At 65.4% G+C, this 23,398-nt stretch carries 18 protein-coding genes; 3 read left to right on the top strand and 15 right to left on the bottom strand.

Annotation, left to right across the window (positions count from 1 at the left end; all coding sequences use genetic code 11):
- Positions 1–6: 6 nt before the first annotated feature.
- The 8 genes from FVD38_RS03710 to FVD38_RS03745 form a co-directional block, all read right to left on the bottom strand.
- The gene (locus FVD38_RS03710; RefSeq protein ID WP_123070210.1) at positions 7–654 is read right to left on the bottom strand and encodes an MlaC/ttg2D family ABC transporter substrate-binding protein; all 648 of its coding nucleotides are present in this window, start codon (positions 652–654) and stop codon (positions 7–9) included.
- Between the two features lie 54 nt (positions 655–708).
- Positions 709–1,431, bottom strand: a complete 723-nt coding sequence (locus tag FVD38_RS03715) for an MlaA family lipoprotein (protein WP_147933574.1) — start codon at positions 1,429–1,431, stop codon at positions 709–711.
- The gene (gene mlaD, locus FVD38_RS03720; protein WP_123070208.1) at positions 1,428–1,901 is read right to left on the bottom strand and encodes an outer membrane lipid asymmetry maintenance protein MlaD; all 474 of its coding nucleotides are present in this window, start codon (positions 1,899–1,901) and stop codon (positions 1,428–1,430) included. The genes FVD38_RS03715 and mlaD overlap by 4 nt, the downstream gene beginning before the upstream one ends.
- A 41-nt stretch (positions 1,902–1,942) precedes the next feature.
- Positions 1,943–2,725, bottom strand: a complete 783-nt coding sequence (mlaE, locus tag FVD38_RS03725; protein ID WP_123070207.1) for a lipid asymmetry maintenance ABC transporter permease subunit MlaE — start codon at positions 2,723–2,725, stop codon at positions 1,943–1,945.
- Entirely contained in the window at positions 2,722–3,525 is an 804-nt protein-coding gene (locus FVD38_RS03730; protein WP_147933575.1) for an ABC transporter ATP-binding protein, read from the bottom strand. The genes mlaE and FVD38_RS03730 overlap by 4 nt, the downstream gene beginning before the upstream one ends.
- Positions 3,526–3,895: 370 nt before the next feature.
- Entirely contained in the window at positions 3,896–4,513 is a 618-nt protein-coding gene (locus FVD38_RS03735) for an FMN-dependent NADH-azoreductase (protein ID WP_147933576.1), read from the bottom strand.
- Between the two features lie 26 nt (positions 4,514–4,539).
- A complete protein-coding gene (locus tag FVD38_RS03740) occupies positions 4,540–5,598 on the bottom strand; it encodes a hypothetical protein (protein WP_147933577.1) in 1,059 nt (352 codons plus the stop codon).
- An 11-nt stretch (positions 5,599–5,609) separates the two neighbouring features.
- Entirely contained in the window at positions 5,610–6,818 is a 1,209-nt protein-coding gene (locus FVD38_RS03745) for an NAD(P)/FAD-dependent oxidoreductase (protein ID WP_147933578.1), read from the bottom strand.
- 100 nt (positions 6,819–6,918) lie between these two features.
- On the opposite strand from FVD38_RS03745, the gene pdxR reads away from it, so the two are divergent.
- Positions 6,919–8,385 carry a MocR-like pyridoxine biosynthesis transcription factor PdxR gene (gene pdxR / locus FVD38_RS03750; RefSeq protein ID WP_147933579.1) on the top strand — a complete coding sequence of 489 codons (1,467 nt, stop codon included), beginning with the start codon at positions 6,919–6,921 and terminating at the stop codon, positions 8,383–8,385.
- A gap of 54 nt (positions 8,386–8,439) precedes the next feature.
- Here pdxR and FVD38_RS03755 read toward each other — a convergent pair whose 3' ends face one another.
- The 5 genes from FVD38_RS03755 to FVD38_RS03775 form a co-directional block, all read right to left on the bottom strand.
- Positions 8,440–9,903, bottom strand: coding sequence for a glutamate synthase subunit beta (locus FVD38_RS03755; RefSeq protein ID WP_147933580.1), 1,464 nt, complete (start codon positions 9,901–9,903; stop codon positions 8,440–8,442).
- Positions 9,904–9,994: 91 nt separating this feature from the next.
- Positions 9,995–14,710: a glutamate synthase-related protein gene (locus tag FVD38_RS03760; protein WP_147933581.1), complete on the bottom strand. Its 4,716-nt coding sequence runs from the start codon at positions 14,708–14,710 to the stop codon at positions 9,995–9,997.
- A gap of 251 nt (positions 14,711–14,961) precedes the next feature.
- On the bottom strand, positions 14,962–15,672 hold the full coding sequence (locus tag FVD38_RS03765) for a transposase (protein WP_147933582.1): 711 nt from the start codon (positions 15,670–15,672) through the stop codon (positions 14,962–14,964).
- A 255-nt stretch (positions 15,673–15,927) separates the two neighbouring features.
- Positions 15,928–16,608 (bottom strand): response regulator transcription factor, encoded by a 681-nt coding sequence (locus FVD38_RS03770; protein ID WP_123071179.1) that lies wholly within the window; start codon positions 16,606–16,608, stop codon positions 15,928–15,930.
- Between the two features lie 113 nt (positions 16,609–16,721).
- Positions 16,722–17,813 carry a sensor histidine kinase gene (locus FVD38_RS03775; protein WP_229493387.1) on the bottom strand — a complete coding sequence of 364 codons (1,092 nt, stop codon included), beginning with the start codon at positions 17,811–17,813 and terminating at the stop codon, positions 16,722–16,724.
- Positions 17,814–18,013: 200 nt separating this feature from the next.
- Between FVD38_RS03775 and FVD38_RS03780 the strand changes: the two genes are divergently transcribed.
- Complete coding sequence (locus FVD38_RS03780) at positions 18,014–18,262, top strand: DUF3297 family protein (protein WP_123071180.1); 249 nt, start codon at positions 18,014–18,016, stop codon at positions 18,260–18,262.
- 44 nt (positions 18,263–18,306) lie between these two features.
- On the opposite strand, the gene FVD38_RS03785 is transcribed toward FVD38_RS03780, so the two are convergent.
- Positions 18,307–19,053: a sulfite exporter TauE/SafE family protein gene (locus tag FVD38_RS03785; protein ID WP_147933583.1), complete on the bottom strand. Its 747-nt coding sequence runs from the start codon at positions 19,051–19,053 to the stop codon at positions 18,307–18,309.
- 103 nt (positions 19,054–19,156) lie between these two features.
- Here FVD38_RS03785 and FVD38_RS03790 point away from each other — a divergent pair, with 103 nt between their 5' ends.
- On the top strand, positions 19,157–20,053 hold the full coding sequence (locus tag FVD38_RS03790; protein WP_147933584.1) for a LysR substrate-binding domain-containing protein: 897 nt from the start codon (positions 19,157–19,159) through the stop codon (positions 20,051–20,053).
- A 160-nt stretch (positions 20,054–20,213) separates the two neighbouring features.
- On the opposite strand, the gene FVD38_RS03795 is transcribed toward FVD38_RS03790, so the two are convergent.
- Positions 20,214–23,327, bottom strand: coding sequence for a DEAD/DEAH box helicase (locus FVD38_RS03795; RefSeq protein ID WP_147933585.1), 3,114 nt, complete (start codon positions 23,325–23,327; stop codon positions 20,214–20,216).
- Positions 23,328–23,398 lie beyond the last annotated feature (71 nt).

Genomic DNA, 23,398 nt, shown 5'->3' on the forward strand with positions numbered 1-23,398 from the left:
GACGGATCACTTCGCCGGCGCGGCCAGCGGCTTGGAGGCCAGCTGGGCGTTGCGGTCGGCCAGGCGCTTGATCAGGCCATCGACGCCGTTCTTGCTGATCTCGCTATTGAAGGTGCTGGTGTAGGTCTGGACCAGCCAGGCGCCCAGCACGTTCACGTCATAGATCTTCCAGCTGCCCTTTTCGTTGCTCAGGCGGTAGTTCAGGGTGATCGGTTCGCCGCGGGCGACGTTCACCTGCGAGCGCACTTCGACATCGGTGTCGGTCGGCGCGCCGCGCATCGGCTTGAACTCGACGGTCTCGTTCTTGATGGTCGACAGCGCGCCGGCGTAGGTGTACACCAGCAGGTCGCGGAATTCCTTGGTCAGCTTCTGCTTCTGTTCCGGGGTGGCCGTGCGCCAGTGGCGGCCGGCCGCCTGCTGGGTCATCTTCTCGGCGTCGACATAAGGCAGGATTTTTTCGTTGACCAGGCCCATGATCTTGCTGCGGTTGCCGGACTGGATGTCCTTGTCGGCCTTGACGCTGTCGATCACTTCATTGCTGATGCGCTTGACCAGCGCGTCCGGCGCCTCGGCGGCGGCCACCGGAGCGGCGACCAGGACGGTGGAGAAGGCCACGGTGGCGGCGGCGGCGACCAGGTGCATGAATGGCTTCATAGGTTTCCTTTCGGTTGGCGGCGGCGACAGCCGCACGCACGGTTGATCTTGTTGTTACTGCTCGTCGACAGGCTGGCGCGGCACGTCGCCGTCGTACACCTGGCTCTGGCGGCGCTGCAGGTAGCCGTCGCGCAGGAACTCGTAACGGTCGAGGGCGGCGTCTTCGAGCAGGCCGGACGCATCGAGCAGGCTGGCGCGCGTATCGATCACGCGGATGCCGGCGCCGATATTGCGCCAGTTGGCCGGCTCCTTGTACTTCCAGATGTCACCGCCGATATCGGCCGGCAACGCTGCAGTATCACGTACGGTAGATGGGCCCAGCAGCGGCAAAATCAAGTAGGGGCCGCTTGGCACGCCCCATTTGCCCAGGGTCTGGCCGAAATCTTCATCGCTCTTCTGCATGCCCGCTTCGGAAGCGATGTCGAGCAGGCCGAAGATGCCGAAGGTCGAGTTCAGTGCAACGCGGCCAAAATCGGTGCCGGCCTGCTCGGGCTTACCCTGCAGCAGGTTGTTGACCGAGCTCCAGGCATCCGACAGGTTGCCGAAGAAATTGCCAACGCCGGTCTGGGCAAAGCCCGGCACGACGTTCTTGTAGCCGGTGGCCACCGGTTTCAGGACGGTGCGGTCGACCGCATCGTTGAAGGTGAACATGGCGCGGTTATAGCCTTCCAGCGGATCCTGGGGATTATTCGCGGTGGAAGCACATCCGGTCAGGACCAGGATGGCGGCGGCGGCGGCGCCGAGGCGCAAGTGCGAGAGCGTGACGGCGTAGTTCATTCACTACCTTCCTTTCCTTCTGCAGCCTTGCTGTAGATAAATTGATTAATCAAGTCTTCCAGGACCGTCGCCGACTGGGTGCGATTGATGCGATCGCCCTCCGCCAGGTTTTGTTCATCGCCACCGGCTTCGATGCCGATGTATTGTTCACCCAACAAGCCAGCTGTCAAAATCTTCAGCGAGCTGTCTTTAGGGAATTTATATTCAGACTCCATATCGAGGCGCACCGATGCCTGGAAGCTCTTGTCGTCGAAGGTGATCTCACCCACGCGACCGACCACCACGCCGGCGCTCTTGACCGGCGCCTGCGGCTTGAGCCCGCCGATATTGTCGAAACGGCCCGTGACCGAATACGTCTGGCCGAACGACAGAGACCTCATGTTTCCTGCCTGGAAAGCCAGGAACAGCAGCGCGGCCAGGCCCAGCAGAACGAACAGGCCGACCCAGACGTCGATAGTTTTGCGATGCATTTTGAATACCCTACAGTAACCGTTTTAACCGTTTATTAAACTTATTTATTGAACATCAGGGCCGTCATGACGAAATTCAGCCCCCAGACCAACAGCGATGCAATCACGACCGTGCGCGTCGTTGCGCGCGACACGTCTTCTGGCGTCGGCTGGGCCTGGTAGCCCTGGAACAGGGCGGTAAAGGTCACTGCGATGCCAAATATAAAGCTTTTGATGACGCCGTTCAGTACGTCAGCTCGCACATCGACGCCGGCCTGCATCTGGGCCCAGAACGAACCCTCATCCACGCCGATCAGTTTCACGCCGACGATGTAGCCACCGAGTACGCCCACCGCCGAAAACACGGTGGCCAGGACCGGCATGGCGATCACGCCGGCCCAGAAACGCGGCGCCAGCACGCGCTGCACCGGGTTGATGGCCATCATTTCCATGGCCGACAGCTGTTCACCGGCCTTCATCAGGCCGATCTGGGCGGTCAGCGAGGTACCGGCGCGGCCGGCGAACAGCAGCGCGGTCACGACCGGGCCCAGTTCGCGTACCAGCGCCAGCGCCACCACCTGGCCCAGCATCTGCTCGGCGCCATACTGGTTCAGCGTGTAGTAACCTTGCAGGCCCAGCACCATGCCGACGAACAGGCCGGACACGGCGATGATCACCAGCGAGTAGTTGCCAATAAAATGGATCTGCTCAGAAATCAATCCGGGGCGGCGGAACGCGCCCGGCGATACCTTCAAGACACTAAAGAAAGAGCGCACTGCAAAGCCGAGGCCGGCGAAGCCTTCGCGCACGGTGCAGCCGACCAGGCCGAGGACGCGGGCGATCATTTGCGCGCTCCCAGGCCCAGGTCGTCGGCCAGCGACTTGCCGGGATAGTGGAACGGCACCGGACCATCCGGGGCGGCATTGACGAATTGTTTCACGTAGGGGTCTTCCGAAACGCGCAGGTCGTCCGGCGTGCCCTCGGCCACGATCTTGCCGGCGGACATGAAGTACACGTAGTCGGCGATCGCGAAGCACTCGTGCACGTCGTGCGACACGAGGATCGAGGTCGAGCCCAGCGCGTCGTTGAGGTTGCGGATCAGGTTGGCGGTCACGCCCATCGAGATCGGATCGAGGCCGGCGAACGGCTCGTCGTACATGATCAGTTCAGGGTCCAGCGCCACCGCGCGCGCCACGGCCACGCGGCGCGCCATGCCGCCCGAGATCTCGGCCGGTTTCAGGCGGTGCGCATTGCGCAGGCCGACGGCGTTGAGCTTCATCAGGACCAGGTCGCGGATGAGTTCTTCGGGCAGGTCGGTGTGCTCGCGCAGCGGGAAGGCGACATTGTCGAATACCGACAGGTCAGTAAACAAGGCGCCGAACTGGAACAGCATGCCCATGCGGCGGCGCAGGCGGTACAGGCCTTCGGTATCGAGCTGGTGCACGACTTCACCGCCGATGCGGACTTCGCCGCGCTGGGGACGGATCTGCCCGCCGATCAGGCGCAGCACCGTGGTCTTGCCGCAACCCGACCCGCCCATGACGGCAATAAGCTTGCCACGTGGGAAGTCCATACGGAGATTCGACAGGATGGAACGCTCACCGTAAGCAAAATGCAGATCGCGGATTTCGACTAGGTTCGACACAGCATAATTAATGTTTGGGGAATCCGGTATTGTAGTGCAGAAAGCTATTTACCTGCTTGGGGGACCCGATTTTACCCCCAGGCGGCGACGTACTATTACAACACTAATAACTAATGAGTCAGCTAATTCAGCTCATAAGCCATTGTTTTTGTTGATATATGTATGTTTCACAATATTGGTATTATTGAATTGTATCAATAAGCTGCATCCAAAAACGGCCGAAGGAGCCGGTTTAAGCTCCTCTTAATTACTGGCCGGGTAAGCCACGTTTTTTGCGCCGCACCATAATCTGGGGCCGATGTGACGAAATAGCAAGTGACAGAATATGCAATACTCTGTCGCTATTTTGTCAACGCAAGATACACCCCAATCAGCTGCCGAAATGGCGTTCCATCTCGGCCCAGGCGCGCGCGCGTCCCTCGGCCGCCCGCTCCGCGCCCAGCGCCAGCCCTTCGGCCGAAAACACCGTCACGTCCTTCAGGCCGATCATGGCCAGGATGGCGCGCAGATAGGGTTCGAGGAAGTCCGGCTGGCGCGCCCGCTCGCCGGTGCGGATGCCCCCGCTGGCCAGCGCCAGGTACACCGGGCGGTCGTGCAGGTTGCCCACCTTCCCTTCGGGCGTCGGGCGCATGGTGCGGTTGATGCGCACCACGTGGTCGATCCAGGATTTCAGGGTCGAGGGCACGGTGAGGTTATGCATCGGGGTGCCGATCACGACGATGTCGGCGCGCACCAGTTCCTCGATCAGGCCGTCGGAGCGCAGTTGCGCGCCGTCGACGCCCGGCTCGTTGGCGGCGCTGGACAGGGCCAGTGCATAGCCGGCGTCGATGTGGGGCAGCGCCGGTTCGTCGTCCACGCCGGCCAGTTCGCGCACCGTGACCGTGGCGCCGGGATGGCGCGCCAGCAGGCGTTCGACGACGTGGTTGGACAGTTCGCGGCTGGCCGCTTGCGGGCCGCGCGGGCTGGCGCTGATGTGCAGGATGTTCATGTGTGCTCCGGGTCAGGATAAAAGCGTCAGGCGAAGTGCAGGCGCAGGCCGCACATCGCGAGGATGATGGTGGTGGCCAGCAGCGCGGCGAACACGGTGCCGCCCACCAGCACGCGGTCGGCGCTGGCGCGCGGCGCATGGTGCGCCAGCATCACGATGCGCAGGCCGCAGAAGGCGTGCGCCACCACGAAGAATACCGCGCCCAAGTAATAGGGCAGCAGGCGGATGCTCCAGGGGTCGAGCAGCATGCCGACCGGGGCGCCGACCGCGAACCCCCAGTCGGTGTCGATCCCGAAGTGCACGCGCGCCAGGTACAGCACCGCGTTGACGTGGCTGATCACGGCCCACACCAGGAACACGCCGCCGGCCACCTGGAAGGTGCGCGCCGCGTCCATCGGCCGCGCGCTCCAGCGCCAGGCCAGGCGCGCGCCGGTCACGATCATGAAGGCGAACACGCCGATCAGGAGCGGCTCGATCACGGGCGAGCGGTACACGACGCGCAGCATCTTCATCACCGCCATGTGGGCGTCCGGCCCCACCAAGCCCACCAGGTGGTTACTGAAGTGGAAGGCCAGGAACAGGATCGCCAGCACGGCGGCGACGCCATGGGCCTTGCGCCAGTTGCCGATCGCGCCCTCGGCCACCTGGCGCTGCGGGGTGCGGCCGGCGGTCGCGATGCGCAGCGCCAGCGCGGCCCACAGCGCCAGCAGAAAGCCGATGTCCCACGTGGGGCGGCCGAGCAGCAGCGCGCCCACGCCCACGAAGGTGAACAGCGGCGGCACCGCCACCGCCAGCAGCGCCGTGCGGCGCGCCGCCAGTTCGGCCGCGCTGGGTTCGAGGATGCGGCCCAGGCGCAGCGCGGCGCCGAAGGCGATCGCCGGCATCGCCAGCGCCGCCGCCAGGGCCAGGCCGGCGCCGATCCAGGCTGCGGGGCCGGCGCCGCGCTCGACCTCCTTGGCCGCGGCATGGTACAGGGCCAGCAACCAGGGATAGACGCTGGCTGCCAGCGGCGCGGCGAACCAGTGTGCCTGCAGGGTGGTCGAGGTCGGGATGGCGCCGCGACGGGACAGGTCGATGCCGGTCATGGTGCTCTCCTTCAGGGAACGATGACGTGGTCGGGACGCGCCAGGGCGAAGGCGGCGTCGCGGTCCGGGGCCGGCGGATAGATCCACTGGGTGTTGATGGTGCGCTTGAGCGCCTTGCCTTCCTCGCGGGTCAGTTTCACCTGGCGATCCCAGCCCTCCGTATACAAGGCGCCCCACGGGCCCAGATCCAGGCAGGTCACGTACTTCGGCTGGCTGTAGGCGTGCAGCGGCAATCCCACCAGTTCGGCCACCGCGTTGTAGCCGGCCACCCGGCCCAAGCTCAGCGCGTGCTGGCACGACATCGCGGCCACATTGCCTTCGTCGTCGGTGGCGGCGCGCGCCACGTCGCCGGTGACGTAGACGCCGTCCGCGCCCGGCGCCCGCAGGTAGGGATCGGCATGCACGCGGCCGAAGCGGTCGACCTCTCCGCCCAGCTGCTCGGCCAGCGGATTGGCGCGCATGCCGGCGGTCCAGATCACGGTGGCGGCGGGGAAGCTGCGGCCGTCCGAGGTGACCACGCCGCCGGCGCCGATCGCGGCCACGCCGGCCGAGGTGATGGCCTCGACGCCGACTTCGCGCAGCGCTTCCTCGATCACCGGACGCGGGCCGGCGCCCAGTTCCGGGCCGACCACCGGCGCGTGTTCCAGCATCAGCACCCGCACCTTGGCGTCCTGGCCCAGGATGGCGCGCAGGCGCTCCGGCATCTCGGTGGCGGTCTCGAGGCCGGTGAAGCCGGCGCCGACCACCACCACCGTGTCGCGCGCCTCGCTTTGCGGCCTCGCGGCCAGGCCTTGCAGGTGGCGCTCCAGCCTTTCGGCCTGTTGCAGCTGGTCGACGTTGAAGCCATACTCGGCCAGGCCCGGCACGTTCGGCGTGACCACCTGGCTGCCGGTGGCCAGCACGAAGCGGTCGTAGGGCAAGGTGGTGTGGCTGCCGTCGTTGAGCGCCACCGCGACCTGGCGCGCCTGGGTATCGATCTTCTCGATGCGGCCGGCCACGTGGCGCACGCCGACGGCGGTGAACAGCGGGCCCAGTTCGGGCGCCATATTGTCCAGCGAGGCCTCGTACAGGCGCGGACGGATGTGCAGCTCGGCGACTGGCGACACCACGGTGATGGCCAGCTCGTCCGACTTGCCGGCCACGTGGGCGGCGCGCGCGGCGGCGATGGCGGCCCACAGGCCGGCGAAGCCGTTGCCGGCGATGATGACGTTCTGGATCATGGTGGTCTCCTTGGGGGTGGGTTGTCGATGCATGGATTCTGGGGGTAGACTGGACTGATGTATTGAGCCAGTCCTCTCACAAACGATTGATCCACTTCCCATGACAGAGGCACCCACCACACGATCGAGCCGCCGCGCGCTGGCGCTCGGCGCACCGGCGCCCGGCGAGACGCTGCAGCGCTGGCTGTACCGCAGCCTGCGCCAGGCCATTCTCGATGGCCGTCTCGGGGAAGGCGCCCTGCTGCCCGGCACGCGCGCGCTGGCGCAGCAATACGCGATGGCGCGCGGCACCGTGCAGCTGGCCTACGACCAGCTGCTGTCCGAGGGTTATCTGCAGGCGCTGCGCGGCAGCGGCACCCGGGTCAGCCGGGTGCTGCCGGACGCCAGCCTGCAGGCCGGGCCGGCCCCGGTGCGCGTGCTGGAAGAACCGTCACGCTTGCAGCCCGGCGGCCCCTGGCTGCGCAACGTCGGCGACCAGCCCCCTGCCTTCCCGCTGCGCCCCGGCAGCGGCCTGCCGCCTGCCTTCCATCCACACCGCTGCGACGTGCGCGGCTTTCCCATCGACTTGTGGCGGCGCCTGCACGGGCGACACCTGCGCGCGTCGAAACTGGCGATCCTGTCCGAGAACGAGGCCGCCGGCCTGGCGCCGCTGCGCGCCGCGATCGCGCGCCACCTGGACCTGGCGCGCGGGGTGGCGGTCTCGCCCGACCAGATCGTGATCCTGGGCAGCGTGCAGCAGGCGCTCGACATCTGCCTGCGGCTGCTGGTGGCGCCCGGCGAAGCGGTATGGATGGAAGATCCCGGCTATCCCGGCGCGCGCCAGGCCATGCATGCGCACGGCGCGCGGGTGGTCGACGTCGCACTCGACGAGGACGGCATGCGGGTGCACGAGGCATTGGCGGCGGCGCCGGATGCGCGCCTGGCCTATGTGACGCCGGCGCGCCAGGCGCCGCTGGGCATGGCGCTGTCGCCGGAACGCCGGCTGGCGCTATTGCAGTGGGCGCGCGAGCGCGGCGCCATCGTGTTCGAGGACGACTACGACAGCGAATACCGCTTCGCCGCCAAGCCGGTGCCGGCGCTGCGCAGCATGGAAGGGGCCGAGTCGCACGTGGTCCTGGCCGGCACCTTCAGCAAGCTGCTGTTCCCGGCGATCCGGCTGGCCTTCGTCGCCCTGCCCTGGCAACTGGTCGACCCGTTCACCCGCGCCGCCTCGCTGGCCGCGCGCAATGCCAACGCCCTGTCGCAGGCGGTGCTGGCCGATTTCATCGACGATGGCCACTTCGACCGCCACGTGCGGCGCATGCGGCGCGTGTACGCCGGCCGCGCTGCGGCCTTCGAAGCAGCGGCGCACGCGCATTGGGAGGGATTGATCGCGGTGCCGCCGGTCACCGCGGGGCTGGACGTGGTGACGCGGCTGCTGGCGCATGAAGAACGTGAAGCCTGGCAGCGCTTGAACGCGGCCGGCCTCACGGCGTTTCCACTGGAGCGCTATTGCGCGCAGGCGCGCCTGGCGCCGTCGCTGGTGATGGGCTTCGCCGCCTTCGACGAGGCGCAGATCGATGCGTGAGCGAAGGCGGTGGCGGCCGCCTTGCGCGGCCGCACCTAGGGTCTCTTTGCGTGATCAGCGCGGCAGGCTCGAGACGCCCATCAGGAACTCATCGACCGAACGCGCGCACTGGCGGCCTTCGCGGATCGCCCACACCACCAGCGACTGGCCGCGGCGCATGTCGCCGGCTGCGAACAGCTTCGGGTTCGAAGTCTGGTAGGCGTTGTCGCCCTCGGTGGCGGCGCGCACGTTGCCGCGCGGGTCCTTCTGCACGCCGAAGGCGTCCAGCACCTGCTGCACCGGCGAGACGAAGCCCATCGCCAGGAACACCAGGTCGGCCTTGAGTTCGAATTCGCTGTCCGGCACTTCCGCCATCTTGCCGTCCTTCCATTCGACGCGGCAGGCGATCAGCTTCTCGACCTTGCCGCCCTTGCCTTCCAGGCGCTTGGTCGCCACCGCCCAGTCACGCTCGCAGCCTTCCTCGTGCGAGGACGAAGTGCGCAGGCGGGTCGGCCAGTAAGGCCAGACCAGCGGCTTGTTTTCCTGTTCCGGCGGCTGCGGCATCAGTTCGAACTGGGTCACGGACAAGGCGCCGTGGCGGTTCGAGGTGCCGACGCAGTCCGAGCCCGTATCGCCGCCGCCGATCACCACCACGTGCTTGCCGGTGGCCTTGATCTGGTCTTTTACCTTGTCGCCGGCGTTGACCCGGTTCTGCTGCGGCAGGAAGTCCATCGCGTAGTGCACGCCCTTCAGTTGGCGGCCCGGCACCGGCAGGTCGCGCGGCTGCTCGGCGCCGCCGGCCAGGATCACGGCGTCGAAGTCTTTTTCCAGGTCTTCCGGGAAGATGGTCTCGCGCGCCATATTGCTGACCGTGGCCGGGAAGTCCTTGCCGATCAGGACACCCGTGCGGAAGGTCACGCCTTCGGCCTGCATCTGCTCCACCCGGCGGTCGATCAGGCCCTTCTCCATCTTGAAGTCGGGGATCCCGTAGCGCAGCAGGCCGCCGATGCGGTCGCTCTTCTCGAACACCGTCACGTCGTGGCCGGCGCGCGCCAGCTGCTGGGCCGCGGCCAGGCCGGCAGGACCGGAGCCGACGATGGCGACCTTCTTGCCAGTCTTGACGCTCGGCGGCTGCGGCACCACCCAGCCATGTTCCCAGCCGGTGTCGATGATCTTGCGCTCGATCGACTTGATGCCGACCGGGTCGTTGTTGATGCCCAGGGTACAGGCCGATTCGCACGGCGCCGGGCAGATGCGGCCGGTGAACTCGGGGAAGTTATTGGTGGAGTGGAGATTGTCCAGCGCATGGCGGTAGTTGCCATGGAAGACCAGGTCGTTCCAGTCCGGGATCATATTGTTGACCGGGCAGCCCGTGTTGCAGAAGGGGATGCCGCAATCCATGCAGCGCGCGCCCTGTACCTTGGCCTGGCCATCGGTCAGGGTGACGACGAATTCCTTGTAGTTCTTGAGACGGACGGGCGGGTCGAGGTATTCCTCTTCCTGCCGTGCGAATTCCATGAAGCCGGTGATTTTGCCCACGTTTATTCCTTAATCTGTTCGCTGCGGTGATCGACACCACGGTCATCCCCGCCCTTGCCGGGAGGCCGGCGGGGACCCAAGTTCCGCGGTCTCAGGCCGCCAACTCAATCTTGTCGTTCGCTTCTTCCATGCTCGAGTTGTGCATCTCCTCGAGGGCGCGCTTGTAGTCGGTCGGGAACACCTTGACGAACTTGCCGCGGCTATTGGCCCAGTCATCCAGCAGGTTGCGCGCGCGCGTGCTGCCGGTGTGCTTGAAGTGACGTTCGATCAGGCGGCGCAGGATGACTTCGTCGCATTCGCGCTCGCCATTGCGGGTCTGGCTGTGCCAGGCCGCCGGGTCACACTGCTCCTTGGCCGACAGCACCGGCTCCAGGTTGACCATCGTGGTATTGCAGCGGCCCGCGAATTCGCCTTTCGGATCGTAGACGAAGGCCACGCCGCCCGACATGCCGGCCGCGAAGTTGCGTCCGGTCTCGCCCAGCACCACGACGGTACCGCCGGTCATGTATTCGCAACCGTGGTCGCCGCAGCCCTCGACCACCGCGATGGCGCCCGAGTTACGCACCGCGAAGCGCTCGCCGGCCACGCCGTTGAAGAAGGCTTCGCCCGAGATCGCGCCATACATGACGGTATTGCCGACGATGATGTTGTCCACCGCCCAGCCGCGGAACTCGGTGTTCGGACGCACGATGATGCGGCCGCCCGACAGGCCCTTGCCGACGTAGTCGTTGCCCTCGCCGACCAGGTCGATCGTGATGCCGCCAGCCAGGAAGGCCGCCGCCGACTGGCCCGCGGTGCCCTGCAGCTGGATGTGGATGGTGTCGTCCGGCAGGCCAGCATGGCCGTAGCGCTTGGCGACTTCGCCCGACAGCATGGCGCCGACTGTGCGGTTCAGGTTCTTCACCGGCGAGATGAACGAGACGCGCTCGCCCTTCTCCAGTGCGGCCTTGGCTTGCGCGATCAGCTTGTGGTCCAGTGCCTTATCGAGGCCGTGATCCTGTTCGCCCGTGTGATACAGGGCGCTGCGACAGTCGACCTGCGGCTGGTAGAAGATATTCGAGAAGTCCAGGCCCTGCGCCTTCCAGTGCCCGATCGCCTTCGATTTGTCCAGAAGGTCGGCGCGGCCGATCAATTCGTCATAGGTACGGATGCCCAGCTGGGCCATGATCTGGCGCGCTTCTTCGGCGACGAAGAAGAAGTAGTTCACCACGTGCTCGGGTTTGCCCTGGAACTTGGCGCGCAATACCGGATCCTGCGTGGCCACGCCCACCGGGCAGGTATTCAGGTGGCATTTGCGCATCATGATGCAGCCTTCGACCACCAGCGGCGCGGTAGCAAAACCCACTTCGTCGGCGCCCAGCATGGCGGCGATGACGACGTCGCGGCCGGTGCGCATCTGGCCGTCCGCTTGCACGCGGATGCGGCTGCGCAGGCCGTTGAGCACCAGCGTCTGCTGGGTCTCGGCCAGGCCCAGCTCCCACGGCGTGCCGGCGTGCTTGACCGAAGACAGCGGCGAGGCGCCGGTGCCGCCGTCATGGCCGGCCACCACCACGTGGTCGGCCTTGGCCTTCGAGACGCCGGCGGCGACGGTGCCGATGCCGACTTCCGATACCAGCTTGACCGAGATCGAGGCGCGCGGGTTGGCGTTTTTCAGGTCGTGGATCAGCTGGGCCAGATCTTCGATCGAATAGATGTCGTGGTGCGGCGGCGGCGAGATCAGGCCGACACCCGGCACCGAGAAGCGCAGGCTCGCGATGTACTCGGACACCTTATGGCCCGGCAGCTGGCCGCCCTCGCCCGGCTTGGCGCCCTGCGCCATCTTGATCTGGATTTGATCGGCCGCGTTCAGGTATTCGGCCGTGACGCCGAAGCGGCCCGAGGCCACCTGCTTGATCTTCGAGCGCAGCGAATCGCCGTCTTCCAGCGGGATGTCGACCATCACGCGGTCGGCGCCCAGGCGCGAAGCCAGGGTCTCGCCCTTCTTGATGGCGATGCCCTTGAATTCGTTCATGTAGCGCGCTGGATCCTCGCCGCCTTCGCCGGTATTGCTCTTGCCGCCGATGCGGTTCATCGCGATCGCCAGCGTGGCGTGGGCTTCGGTGCTGATCGAGCCGAGCGACATCGCGCCGGTGGCGAAGCGCTTGACGATGTCTTTCGCCGGTTCGACTTCCTCGATCGGGATCGCCTTGTCGCGGTCGATCCTGAACTCGAACAGGCCGCGCAGGGTCAGGTGACGGCGCGTCTGGTCGTTGATCAGCTGGGCGTACTCTTTATAGGTCGAGAAGTTGTTGGAACGGGTCGAGTGCTGCAGCTTGGCGATGGCGTCCGGCGTCCACAGGTGGTCTTCGCCGCGCACGCGGAACGCATATTCGCCGCCGACGTCCAGTGCATTGGCCAGCACCGGGTCGTCGCCGAAGGCCAGGGCGTGCAGGCGCAGCGCTTCCTCGGCCACTTCAAAGAGGCCAATGCCTTCCACGTTCGACGAGGTGCCCTTGAAGTATTTGTCAACCAGCGACTTGTTCAGGCCCACGGCCTCGAAGATCTGGGCGCCGCAATAGGACATATAGGTGGAGATGCCCATCTTCGACATCACCTTGAGCAGGCCCTTGCCGATCGCCTTGATGTAGTTGTAGCTCGCGGTCTCCGCCGACATCTCGTGCGGCAGGCTGTGGGCCAGTTCGGCCAGGGTTTCCAGCGCCAGGTAGGGGTGGACCGCTTCGGCGCCGTAGCCCGCCAGCAGGGCGAAGTGGTGGGTCTCGCGCGCCGAGCCGGTCTCGATCACCAGGCCGGTGGAAGCGCGCAAGCCCTTCGCCACCAGGTGCTGGTGGACGCTGGAGGTGGCCAGCAGCGCGGGGATGGCGACCAGGTCGGGCGACAGGCGGCGATCCGACACGATCAGGATGTTGTGGCCCGACTTGACGGCGTCGACCGCCTCGGCGCACAGCGAGGCGAGCGAGGCTTCGATGCCTTCCTTGCCCCAGGCGACCGGATAGCAGATGTTCAGCTCATAGGCCTTGAACTTGCTGCCGGTGTGCTGGCCGATGGCGCGCAGGCGCGCCATATCGTCGAAGCCGAGGATCGGCTGCGCCACTTCGAGGCGCATCGGCGGGTTGACGTTATTGGTGTCGAGGATGTTCGGCTTGGGGCCGATGAAGGACACCAGCGACATCACCATGCTTTCGCGGATCGGGTCGATCGGCGGGTTGGTCACTTGCGCGAACAGCTGCTTGAAGTAGTTATACAGCGGCTTCAGTTTATTGGAGGTGACGGCCAGCGGCGAATCGTTGCCCATCGAGCCCGTGGCTTCCTCGCCCAGCACGGCCATCGGCGCCATCAGGAATTTCAGGTCTTCTTGCGTGTAGCCGAAGGCTTGCTGGCGGTCGAGCAGGGTCAGGGCCTGCTTTTCGCCCTGCGCATCCTTGCCACGGCCCGCGGCCAGCTGCGATTCGGACAGCTTGATTTCATTGAGCTTGATGCGCACCGACTTGATCCAGGCCTTATAGGGCTTGGCGTTGGCGAAGCTGTCTTTCAGTTCCTTGTCGTCGATGATGCGGCCGGCTTCGAGGTCGATCAGGAACATCTTGCCCGGCTGGAGGCGCCACTTCTTGACGATGCGCGATTCGGGGATCGGCAGCACGCCCGATTCGGAGGCCATCACGACCAGGTCGTCCTCGGTGATGACGTAGCGCGCTGGACGCAGGCCGTTGCGGTCCAGGGTGCCGCCGATGTGGCGGCCGTCGGTGAAGGCCATGGCGGCCGGGCCGTCCCATGGTTCCATCATCGCCGCGTGGTATTCGTAGAAGGCGCGGCGGTTGTCGTCCATCGCGGTGTGGTTTTCCCAGGCTTCCGGGATCATCATCATCATCGCCTGGGCCACCGGATAGCCGGCCATCACCAGCAGTTCGAGCGCGTTGTCGAAGCAGGCAGTGTCGGACTGGCCTTCGTAAATCAGCGGGAACAGCTTGTTCAGGTCTTCGCCCAGCACGGCCGACTTGAGCATGCCTTCGCGCGCGCGGGTCCAGTTGAAGTTGCCCTTGACGGTATTGATCTCGCCGTTGTGGGCGATCATGCGGTACGGGTGGGCCAGCGGCCACTCGGGGAAGGTATTGGTCGAGAAGCGCTGGTGGACCAGGGACAGGGCCGAGATGCAGCGCGGGTCTTGCAAGTCCTTGTAGTAGACGCCGACCTGGTCGGCCAGCAGCAGGCCTTTATAGACGATGGTGCGCGCCGACATCGACGGCACGAAGAATTCCTTGCCGTGCAGGAGTTTGAGGGCCTGGATCGCGTGGCCGGACGATTTGCGGATCACGTAGAGCTTACGTTCGAGCGCATCGGTGACCATGATGTCCGGGCCGCGGCCGATGAAGATCTGGCGGATCACTGGTTCCTTGGCGCGCACGAAAGGCGACATCGGCATGGTCTCGTCGACCGGCACATTGCGCCAGCCCAGCACGACCTGGCCTTCGATGCGCACGGCGCGTTCGATTTCCTGTTCGCAGGCGATGCGCGAGGCGTGCTCTTTCGGCAGGAACACCATGCCGACGCCGTATTCGCCTGGCGGGGGCAGTTCGACGCCCTGCTTGGCCATCTCGTCGCGGAAATACTGGTCCGGGATCTGGATCAGGATGCCGGCCCCGTCGCCCATCAGCGCATCGGCGCCCACAGCGCCCCGGTGGTCGAGATTCTTCAGGATCTGCAGACCCTGTTCAATAATCGAATGACTCTTGTTGCCCTTGATATGGGCGATGAATCCGACCCCGCAGGCATCGTGTTCATTGGCTGGGTCATACAAACCTTGGGCAATCATGAGGCATTCTCCACTACTTTTCGGGGGTCGAACGCCGAGAATAGTGCACTGCAAAATGCCCCGTCAACCAGAATAATTAGGGTCAGAGTCGAATTGTTTGACAACTTTTTGTCTTGGCGATTAATTGGGGACAGAGTCAATTGAAGCTGTTCGAAATCAGTTGATTCGGTGCTAAGTCGTTGATGTTATTGGAATTTTTGGCAAAAAAAACGGCGCGAATAACCGTGCCGTTGTGTCGGGAATTGCGCGCTTCAGGCTGCTGAAAGCGGGGGTAATGGCGGATTGAAGGGGCGTCCGCGCTTGGCTGGCAGGATCTGACGTTGCGTTTTTTGCTCCAGTTCGGTCTTGAAGCTGAGCGAGCCGAGCGGCTGGTTCTTGAGGATCGCGATCGTGATGAAATCGACCTCTTCCGTGCTGAGGCCTTGCCGGACCATGTCGATATAGGCCGCCTCGCGCTGGAATGGCGTGTTGCCCAGCGCCCAGAACAGCGGATGATCGGCGACTAGGGTGTCGGTGCGAATGCCTGCATGGTGGGCGTAGCTGGACCAGGGATAGTCATCCGGCGCCACCGAGAGCTGTGCGCGCACCGGATTGAGCTCAATGTAGCGGCTGCAGGTCATGAAATAGCGGTCCGAATCGATTAGCGAGGTGCGGAAACGCCCTTCGAACAGGCCGCCGCTGCGCTCGTACTTGTGATTGAACCAGGGAACGTAGAGCCGGCCCACCTTCTGCATCATCAGCGCCAGGCCGGTGGCGTCGCTGGGCGTGGCCAGCAAGTGCAGGTGGTTCGGCATCAGGACATAAGAGTGAATCGCCACATCGTAGAACTTGGCGCCTTCCTTGAGCCACACCAGGAAGCGCTGGTAGTCGGCCTCCTCGCGAAAGATCACCTGGCGGTTATTGCCGCGTTGGATGACGTGGTGCGGTTGCTCGGGAACGATGAGTCGTGGTTGGCGTGCCATGGCGTCTGCTCAAATGTTGAGCAGGCGATTCTACAATAGAAATCGACTCTGTCCCTAATTAATCGCAAGCCGCGGCAAATCAGCGCTGACTCTGTCCCCATTTATTTGACACAGAAGCCTGGAGCAATCAAAGCCAAGCAATTCTGCGCAAATTTGGGTAAAAATGGCAAGATTACCGAAGAAATTGGCCAATAATTCTACTCTGACCCTAATTGTCCGAGTGGCTATTGGCCAATAATTCGACTCTGACCCTAATTAGGAGAGGGTGAAGCCGGCGGAGAGGCTGTAGCCTTCGCCGTAGGCGCTGCGCAGGGGGAGGTCCTGGCCGAGGCCGGAGCGGGCTTTCTTGCGCAGGCGGTAGACCAGCATGTCGACCCGGCGGCTGGCGTCCGGGTCTTCGCCGCCCATGCCCGCCACGATCACATGGCGCGGCACCGGGCGGGTGTTGATCGTCAACAGGTGCAGGAAATTGCACTCTTTTTCGGTCAGGTCGATCACCTTGCCCATCAGCTCGAGCTGGCGCGCGCTCACGCGCAGGGTCCACTTGCTCGGGGTTGGGGCCGGATCGGGCGGTCGCACACGGCGGTCCAGGGCTTCGATGTGGGCCGCCAGTTCGGGGAACTTGATCGGCTTGGTCAAATAGTGGTCGGCGCCCAGGCGCAGGCCCAGGATGCGGTGGTCGAACGCCACCCGGCCGGTCAACACCAGCAAGCCGATCTCGGGGTAGAGCTGGCGCATGCGCGGAATCACATTGAAACCGTCCTCGTCCGGCAAACCAAGGTCGAGCACGACTACCGCGGCCGGGGTGCGCGTCAGCGCCGCCCACATTTCGCTGGCGGTCCTGGCGATCGTCACGTCATGGTCGAGCTCCTTCAGGAACTCGGCCATGTCGTCGGCGTACTCGCCATTGTCTTCAACAATCAGTATCTGGGTCATGCCTTGGCCATAGTGTTCTTTAACCCGACAATGATACCAATGGTAGCGTTATCCTTGCCGGGTTGCGGTCCGATTATCGTTGCTGAGCCTCTATGAAGCAAGGAGTTGTTCCTCTATAGGGCCAAAGCAGGCATCCACAGGCGGAATTCGGCGCCTGCGCCATCCGCTCCCGGCGCCAGGCTCAGCACGCCACCATGCACCTCGACGATCGAGCGCGCCATGTAAAGACCGAGGCCGCTGCCGGCCAGGCCGGCGGCGTTGCGGCCGCGGTAGCCCTTGTCGAAGACCCGCGCCACGTCTTCCAGCGGCACGCCGGCGCCGCCGTCGATCACTGCCAGCTCGACCCCGCCGCCGCTGCGCCGCGCACGCAGGATCACGGGCGCCGACGGCGGCGAAAACGCCAGTGCATTATCGATCAGGACCTTCAGCGCCAGCCGCAGGCCTTCCGGCTCCCCGCGCAGGGTCAGTGGGAGTTCTTCCTGCCGCAGCGCGGCTTCGCGGCCAGCCGCGCGGATCTGGGTGGCGCCGCTCTCGACCAGGTCGCGTACGGTGATCGTGTTCGGCTGACGCGCGCGACCAAGCGCGGCCATGCGGTCCGGCGACAGGTATTCGTCGAGCATCGCGATCAGGCGATCGACCGCGGCGCCGATCTTGCGATAGCGCGTACGCGTGGCCTCGTCGGCGTGGCTCGAGGTCGCCTCCAGGCGCTGGATGGCGCCGTCGATGGTGGCCAGCGGGGTGCGAAATTCGTGGTTGAGCATGCTGGCAAAGCGCTTCTGCTCGCTTTGATGGCCGCGCCGCGCCGACAGGTCGCGCAGCTGGCCGACCAGGGTCGGAGCAGCGTCGGCCAGCACCGTGGCAAATCCTTCCATCGCCAGCGGCCGGCCTTCGGCGTCGAACAGGTCGAATTCGCGCTGGCTACGCGCGCCGGGCGCGCCGTCGGCCGCCTCGCGCAGCCAGGCCGCGAGCGGTGCCAGGGGCGAGACGCCGTCGCCGTCGAGCGCGCGCTGCAGCGCCTCGCCGTCGAAGCCGCTCAGCGCGCCGAAGGCCGGGCTGAGATACGCGAGGCGACGCGCCGGCAGCGCGATGGCGAAGGCCACGCCGCCGCCCAGTTCGGCGATCGCACGGAACTGCCGCGCCGGCAAGGCCTCGTCGTCTTGGCTACCCAACACGGAGGACTGGACGGCGGTATCGGGGCTGGACATGATCGGGATCTTTCTTAACCAACTGGCAAGTGTTCGAGGTTTACCGCCAAGTATATAGCTGTGCAACAATATTTGTGAAATATATCGGCAAGATCCATTTCATGATCTGTGCGAATAGATATTGAACAACAGATACCAGCTTAAGCGGGAAATAAACAAATGCGCCATTCGGATAGGAGTTGAGGGATAATTCGCGCACTATGAACGATACCGCAACCCTCCCCCCGCTCCCAGACCGGCTGTCGATTGACCCGAGCAGCCCTTTCCACAACCGTGACGTGTTCCAGCACGAAATCGGCATTCGCTTCAACGACAAGGATCGCTACGACGTCGAAGAGTATTGTCTCAGCGAAGGCTGGATCAAGGTCGCCGCCGGCAAGACCCTCGATCGCAAGGGCAAGCCGATGCTCATCAAGCTCAAGGGCAAGGTCGAAGCTTTCTACAAATGATACAAGGGCCGCATGCGGCCCTTTTTCATTCACTCCGCCAGCGCTCAGGCGAGCGAGCGCGACGCCAGCTCCAGCCCCAGTCCGATCAGGAACGCCAGGAAGCACTGCCTGAAGCGTCTTGCGCTGATGCGCGCCCGGATCGCCTGCCCGATCCACATTCCCAGCAGCGCCGGCGCGATGGCCAGCGCCGACAGGCCCAATTGCTCCAGCTCGAAAGCGCCGTGCGTCGCCAGGCCGATGGCCAGCGCCACGGTCGACACCGTGAACGACAGCCCGAGCGCCTGCACCAGTTCATCCTTGTCCAGCCGCAGCGCCTGCAGATAGGGCACGGCCGGCACCACGAACACCCCGGTGGCGCCGGTGACCAGTCCCGTCGCCACGCCCACCACCGGCCCCAGCCAGACTTCATGGCGCCGCGCCAGCGCCAGGTTCGGCGCCGCCAGCGCATAGCCGGCGTACAGGATCAGGGTCAGGCCCAGCGCCAGGCTCGCCGTCTGCGGATCGACCCGCGCCAGCAGCACCACACCGCCGGCCGTGCCGACCACGGTCCCCAGCAGCATCGGCCACAGGCGCGCTACCAGCCGGAGAACGCCCGGCCCCGCCGTCATCTGCAGCACATTGGTCAAGAAGGATGGCAGCACCAGCAGCGCGGCGGCGGCGGCCGGCGCCATGGCGGTGCCCAGCAAGCCCATGGCCACCGTGGGCAGGCCCATGCCGGTGACGCCCTTGACCAGGCCCGCGGCCAGGAAAGTCGCGGCCAGGATGGCCAGCAGAAAGTTGGATTCGTTCATGGTGCGTATTGAACCAGCGCGCCAGGCCCGGCACAATGCGGTTTTCACGTCAACGCCTTCGGCCGCTCCGAAGGCAATGAATGTACGCATAGAAGGACATCCCATGCGCCTCGACCTGGCCGACCTGCAGCTGTTCCTGTGCATCCTCGACGCCGGCAGCATCTCGGCCGGCGCCGCGCGCGCCAACCTGGCGCTGGCCTCGGCCAGCGAGCGGCTGCGCAGCATCGAGCTCGATGCCGGCGTGATGCTGTTCGAACGCCGTCCGCGCGGCGTAGTCGCCACCCAGGCCGGCGAGGCGCTGGCCCACCACGCGCGCCTGATCCTGCGCCAGCAGGCGCTGCTCAAGGGCGAGCTGCGCGACTTCGCGCAGGGCGCCCAGGGCACGCTGCACCTGCATGCCAATACCGCCGCGCTGGCCGAATTCATGCCGCGCCAGCTCGCGCCCTGGCTGGCCGAACGTCCGCGCCTGCACGTCGAACTGAAGGAGCGCACCAGCGCCGACATCGTGCGTGCCATTGCGGCCGGGCTGGTCGAGGCGGGCGTGGTGTCGGATGCGGTGGAGGCGCCGGGCCTGCACCTGCAGCCGGTCGAACGGGATCACCTGGTGCTGATCATGGCGCCGGGACACCGGCTGGCGGCAGCGAACGCGCTGCGCCTGGCGGACGTACTGCATGAAGCCTTCGTCGGGCTGACGCATGGCAGCGCCCTGCAGGACTATATCGATGCGCAGGCGCTGGACGCCGGACGCGCGCTGGCGCTGCGCATCCGGATGACGACGTTCACGGGATTATGCGAGATGGTGGGGCATGGCGTGGGCATCGGGATCGTGCCGCAGAACGTGGCCAGCCGCAACCGGCGCCGCCATGGCTTGCGCACGATCGCGCTGGACGAGCCGTGGGCGCGGCGCCAGCTATGCCTGTGCTGGAAGGACTGGGAAGATTTGTCGTCGCCGATGCGCAGCCTGCTCACTCACCTCGGCGGAACGCCGCCTGCAGTCTGAAAACGTCGTTCCCGCGCAGGCGGGAACCCAAGTTTGCAGGCACGCCACTACGTTCGAAGTAAGTGGCAATGCTGGAGAACTTGGGTTCCCGCCTCCGCGGGAAGTCGTTACCTCCAGTGGAGGTAACGACGTGCATGCGTTACGGTGAAGGGGTAGCGGATCAGTCGTCCAGCGGCGCGAAGATCGCCTGCAGGTCTTCCTGCGTCAGCGCCATCTTCTGCGATTCGCCTTCGGACAGGATCGACTGCGCCAGTTCGGACTTCTTCTGCTGCAGCAGCTGGATCTTTTCTTCCAGCGTGCCTTTCGCGATCAGCTTATAGACGAACACCGGCTTGTCCTGCCCGATGCGCCAGGCGCGGTCGGTCGCCTGGTTCTCTGCCGCCGGGTTCCACCACGGGTCGTAGTGAATCACGGTATCGGCTGCGGTCAGGTTCAGGCCCACGCCACCGGCTTTCAGGCTGATCAGGAAGATCGGCACCGCGCCCTGCTGGAAGGCCGCCACCTGGGCCGAACGGTCGCGCGTCTCGCCGGTGAGGATGGCGTACGGGATGTTGCGCGCGTCGAGTTCTTCCTCGATCAGGCCGAGCATGCTGGTGAACTGCGAGAACACGAGGATCTTGCGGCCTTCGCCCAGCAAGTCTTCGACCATCTGCATCAAGTCGGTCAGCTTGGCCGATATCGCCGCCGTGTTCTTCTTGGACGGCATCGACTTCACCAGGCGTGGATCGCAGCAAACCTGGCGCAGCTTGAGCAGCGCCTCGAGGATGACGATCTGGCTGCGCGCCACGCCCTTGCGGTCGATCTCGTCGCGCACCTTCTTGTCCATCGCCAGGCGCACGGTCTCGTACAGGTCGCGCTGCGGGCCGGACAGCTCGATGCGGCGCACCATCTCGGTCTTCTCTGGCAGTTCCTTGGCCACGTGGTCTTTCGTGCGGCGCAGCAGGAAGGGACGGATGCGGCGATTGAGCAGGGTGCGGCGCACCGGATCGTCTTGCCGCTCGATCGGATGGCGGAACTGCGTGTTGAAGGTCTTCTCGTCGCCCAGCAGGCCCGGGAGCAGGAAGTGGAACTGCGACCACAGCTCGCCCAGGTGGTTCTCGAGCGGGGTGCCCGACAGGCACAGGCGATGACTGGCGTCGAGCGAGCCGGCCGTCTGCGCCGCCTTGGAACGGGTGTTCTTGATGTAGTGCGATTCGTCCAGGATCACCAGGTGGTAGTGGTGCTTGCGCAGTTCTTCTTCATCGCGCGGCAGCAGCGCATAGGTGGTCAGGACGATGTCGGCGCCGTCGATCTGGTCGAACTGGTCCATGCGCTCCTTGCCCTGCAGGAGCAGCACCTTGAGGCTCGGCGCGAAACGCGCGGCTTCGTCGAACCAGTTGGCCATCAGGCTGGTCGGGGCGATCACCAGGGCCGGGCTGGTAAGACGGCCGGCTTCCTTCTCGGTGAGGATGTGGGCCAGCGTCTGCACCGTTTTACCGAGACCCATATCGTCGGCCAGGATGCCGCCCAGGTCGTACTCGCGCAGGAACTGCATCCACGACAGGCCGTCGAGCTGGTAGTCGCGCAAAGTGGCCTGCAAGCCGGCAGGCGCCTCGACCTTCTTCACGGCCCCGAACTGGCTCAGTTTGCGGCCGGTCTCGCGCAAGCGCTCTCCGCCGGTCCAGCGCAGCTCGACGCCGCGCGCCAGTTCTTCGAGGCGCGCCGCGTCCAGCGTGGACAGGCGCAGCTTGCCTTTGATCTTGTCGTTGAAGTACAGCTCGCCCAGGGTGGCGAGGATCGGCTTGAGACGGCCCCACGGCAGCGCCACGCGCACGCCGTCAGGCAGCACGGCCAGCATCTGGTCGGCCTCGGCATGGGCGGCCAGCACGGCCGGGTCGAATTCGAGCGGCGCACTGCGGATCAGCTGCACCAGCACCGGCAGCAGTGGCACACGCTTCTTCGCCACCACGATGCCCAGCTCCAGCTCGAACCAGGCATTGCCTGCTTCGGCCGGTTCGTCGATGTCGGCATACCAGTCTTCGACCGGGACGACGTCGTACCGGTACTTGTTCGATTTCTGCAGGTGCCAGCCGGCGTCGGACAGCGCGTCGACGTCGTTCTCGGCAAAGCGCAGCCAGTGCGCCTGGCTTTCGAGCTGCAGCGCGCCGGCCATGGCGTTGAATGGGGCGGTGGCCGGCTTGCGAAAGCCGATCTCGCCCAGCTTATCCAGCGCGTCGCTCTCGGCCTTCGGGTCGCGTTCGATGATTTCGGTGAGGTCGCCGATCTGGCGCACCACGCGCTGCGACGGGTCGAACGAGACGCGCTGGCCGTCGTAGTCGAAGGCCAGCACGGCGAAGTCCTGCCAGCGCGTGACGTTGCCGTCGGCGAGCTGCACGGCGTCGAGCAGCAGGTGCGGAATCGGCTTGACGTCATTCCGCAGGCGCTGCGTGAGCGGCTGCGGCAATGGCATCAGCCCCTGCAGGCCGTGGGCCAGCAGCAGCTGCGAGACGCGTTTTTTATCGGTGCCGGTCAGGGCCGGGGCTTGCGCCACCAGGGCCTGTAGTTCGGCCAGCGAGATGTCGATGCCGCCGCGATTGAGTTCGAGCGGCCCGCAGGACAGGTTGTCGATGTACCACGGCGGATCGGTCGGCAGCATGTAGTCGATCTGGTCGGCCGCGCTGTGGGTGGCGGCGCCACCGACCGGCTCCACCGACCATCCGAGCTTGGACACGCGACCTTCGTCGCGCCAGGCCAGGCTGGCCAGGCGGGTCGGGCCGCCCTGCAAGGGATACACAAGGCCGCTGGCCATGTCGGACCACGAGTTCGCCCACAGCAGCTTGCCCTGATCGAGCAGCATCTGCAGCAGGATCGCGCCTACCTTGCCCTTGGGTTCGGTGGCGCTGGTGCCCTGGGCCGACCCGCTGCGCATGGCGATGAAGAAGCGCACCAGGTCGACGTCGTCGCCTTCGAGATAGGCGGGCGGCGCCGACAGCAGCGAGAACACTTCGCTGACCGGGCTGGCCGCGGCCACGTCGCCGTTCGGACGCAGGCGCGCCTTGCACAAGCACAGCGCGACGTGGCGGCCGCCGCTGGTGGGCGCCATGACGTAGACGAATTTGTACTGCGCGGCCTTGGGGTCGACGACTTCATCGGTCAGCTTCGGCTGGGGGTGGGCCGCAGCCTCGACCCGTTGCAGCCAGCTCACCACCGGCGCCGGAAGGGCCGGGGAACGTGCGGGGGCGCGGACCGGAGGTGCGTCGCTGGCTTTCTCGCGAAGATAATCGACTGTGGTCATTGGGTCTCGTGGCTTCGTATCAAAAAAGGCAATAAACGGCATTATCTCGCATACGAACACTTCCGTTTTGT

Origin of the sequence: Massilia arenae, from assembly GCF_008014745.1 — a bacterium.
Lineage (GTDB): Bacteria > Pseudomonadota > Gammaproteobacteria > Burkholderiales > Burkholderiaceae_D > Telluria > Telluria arenae.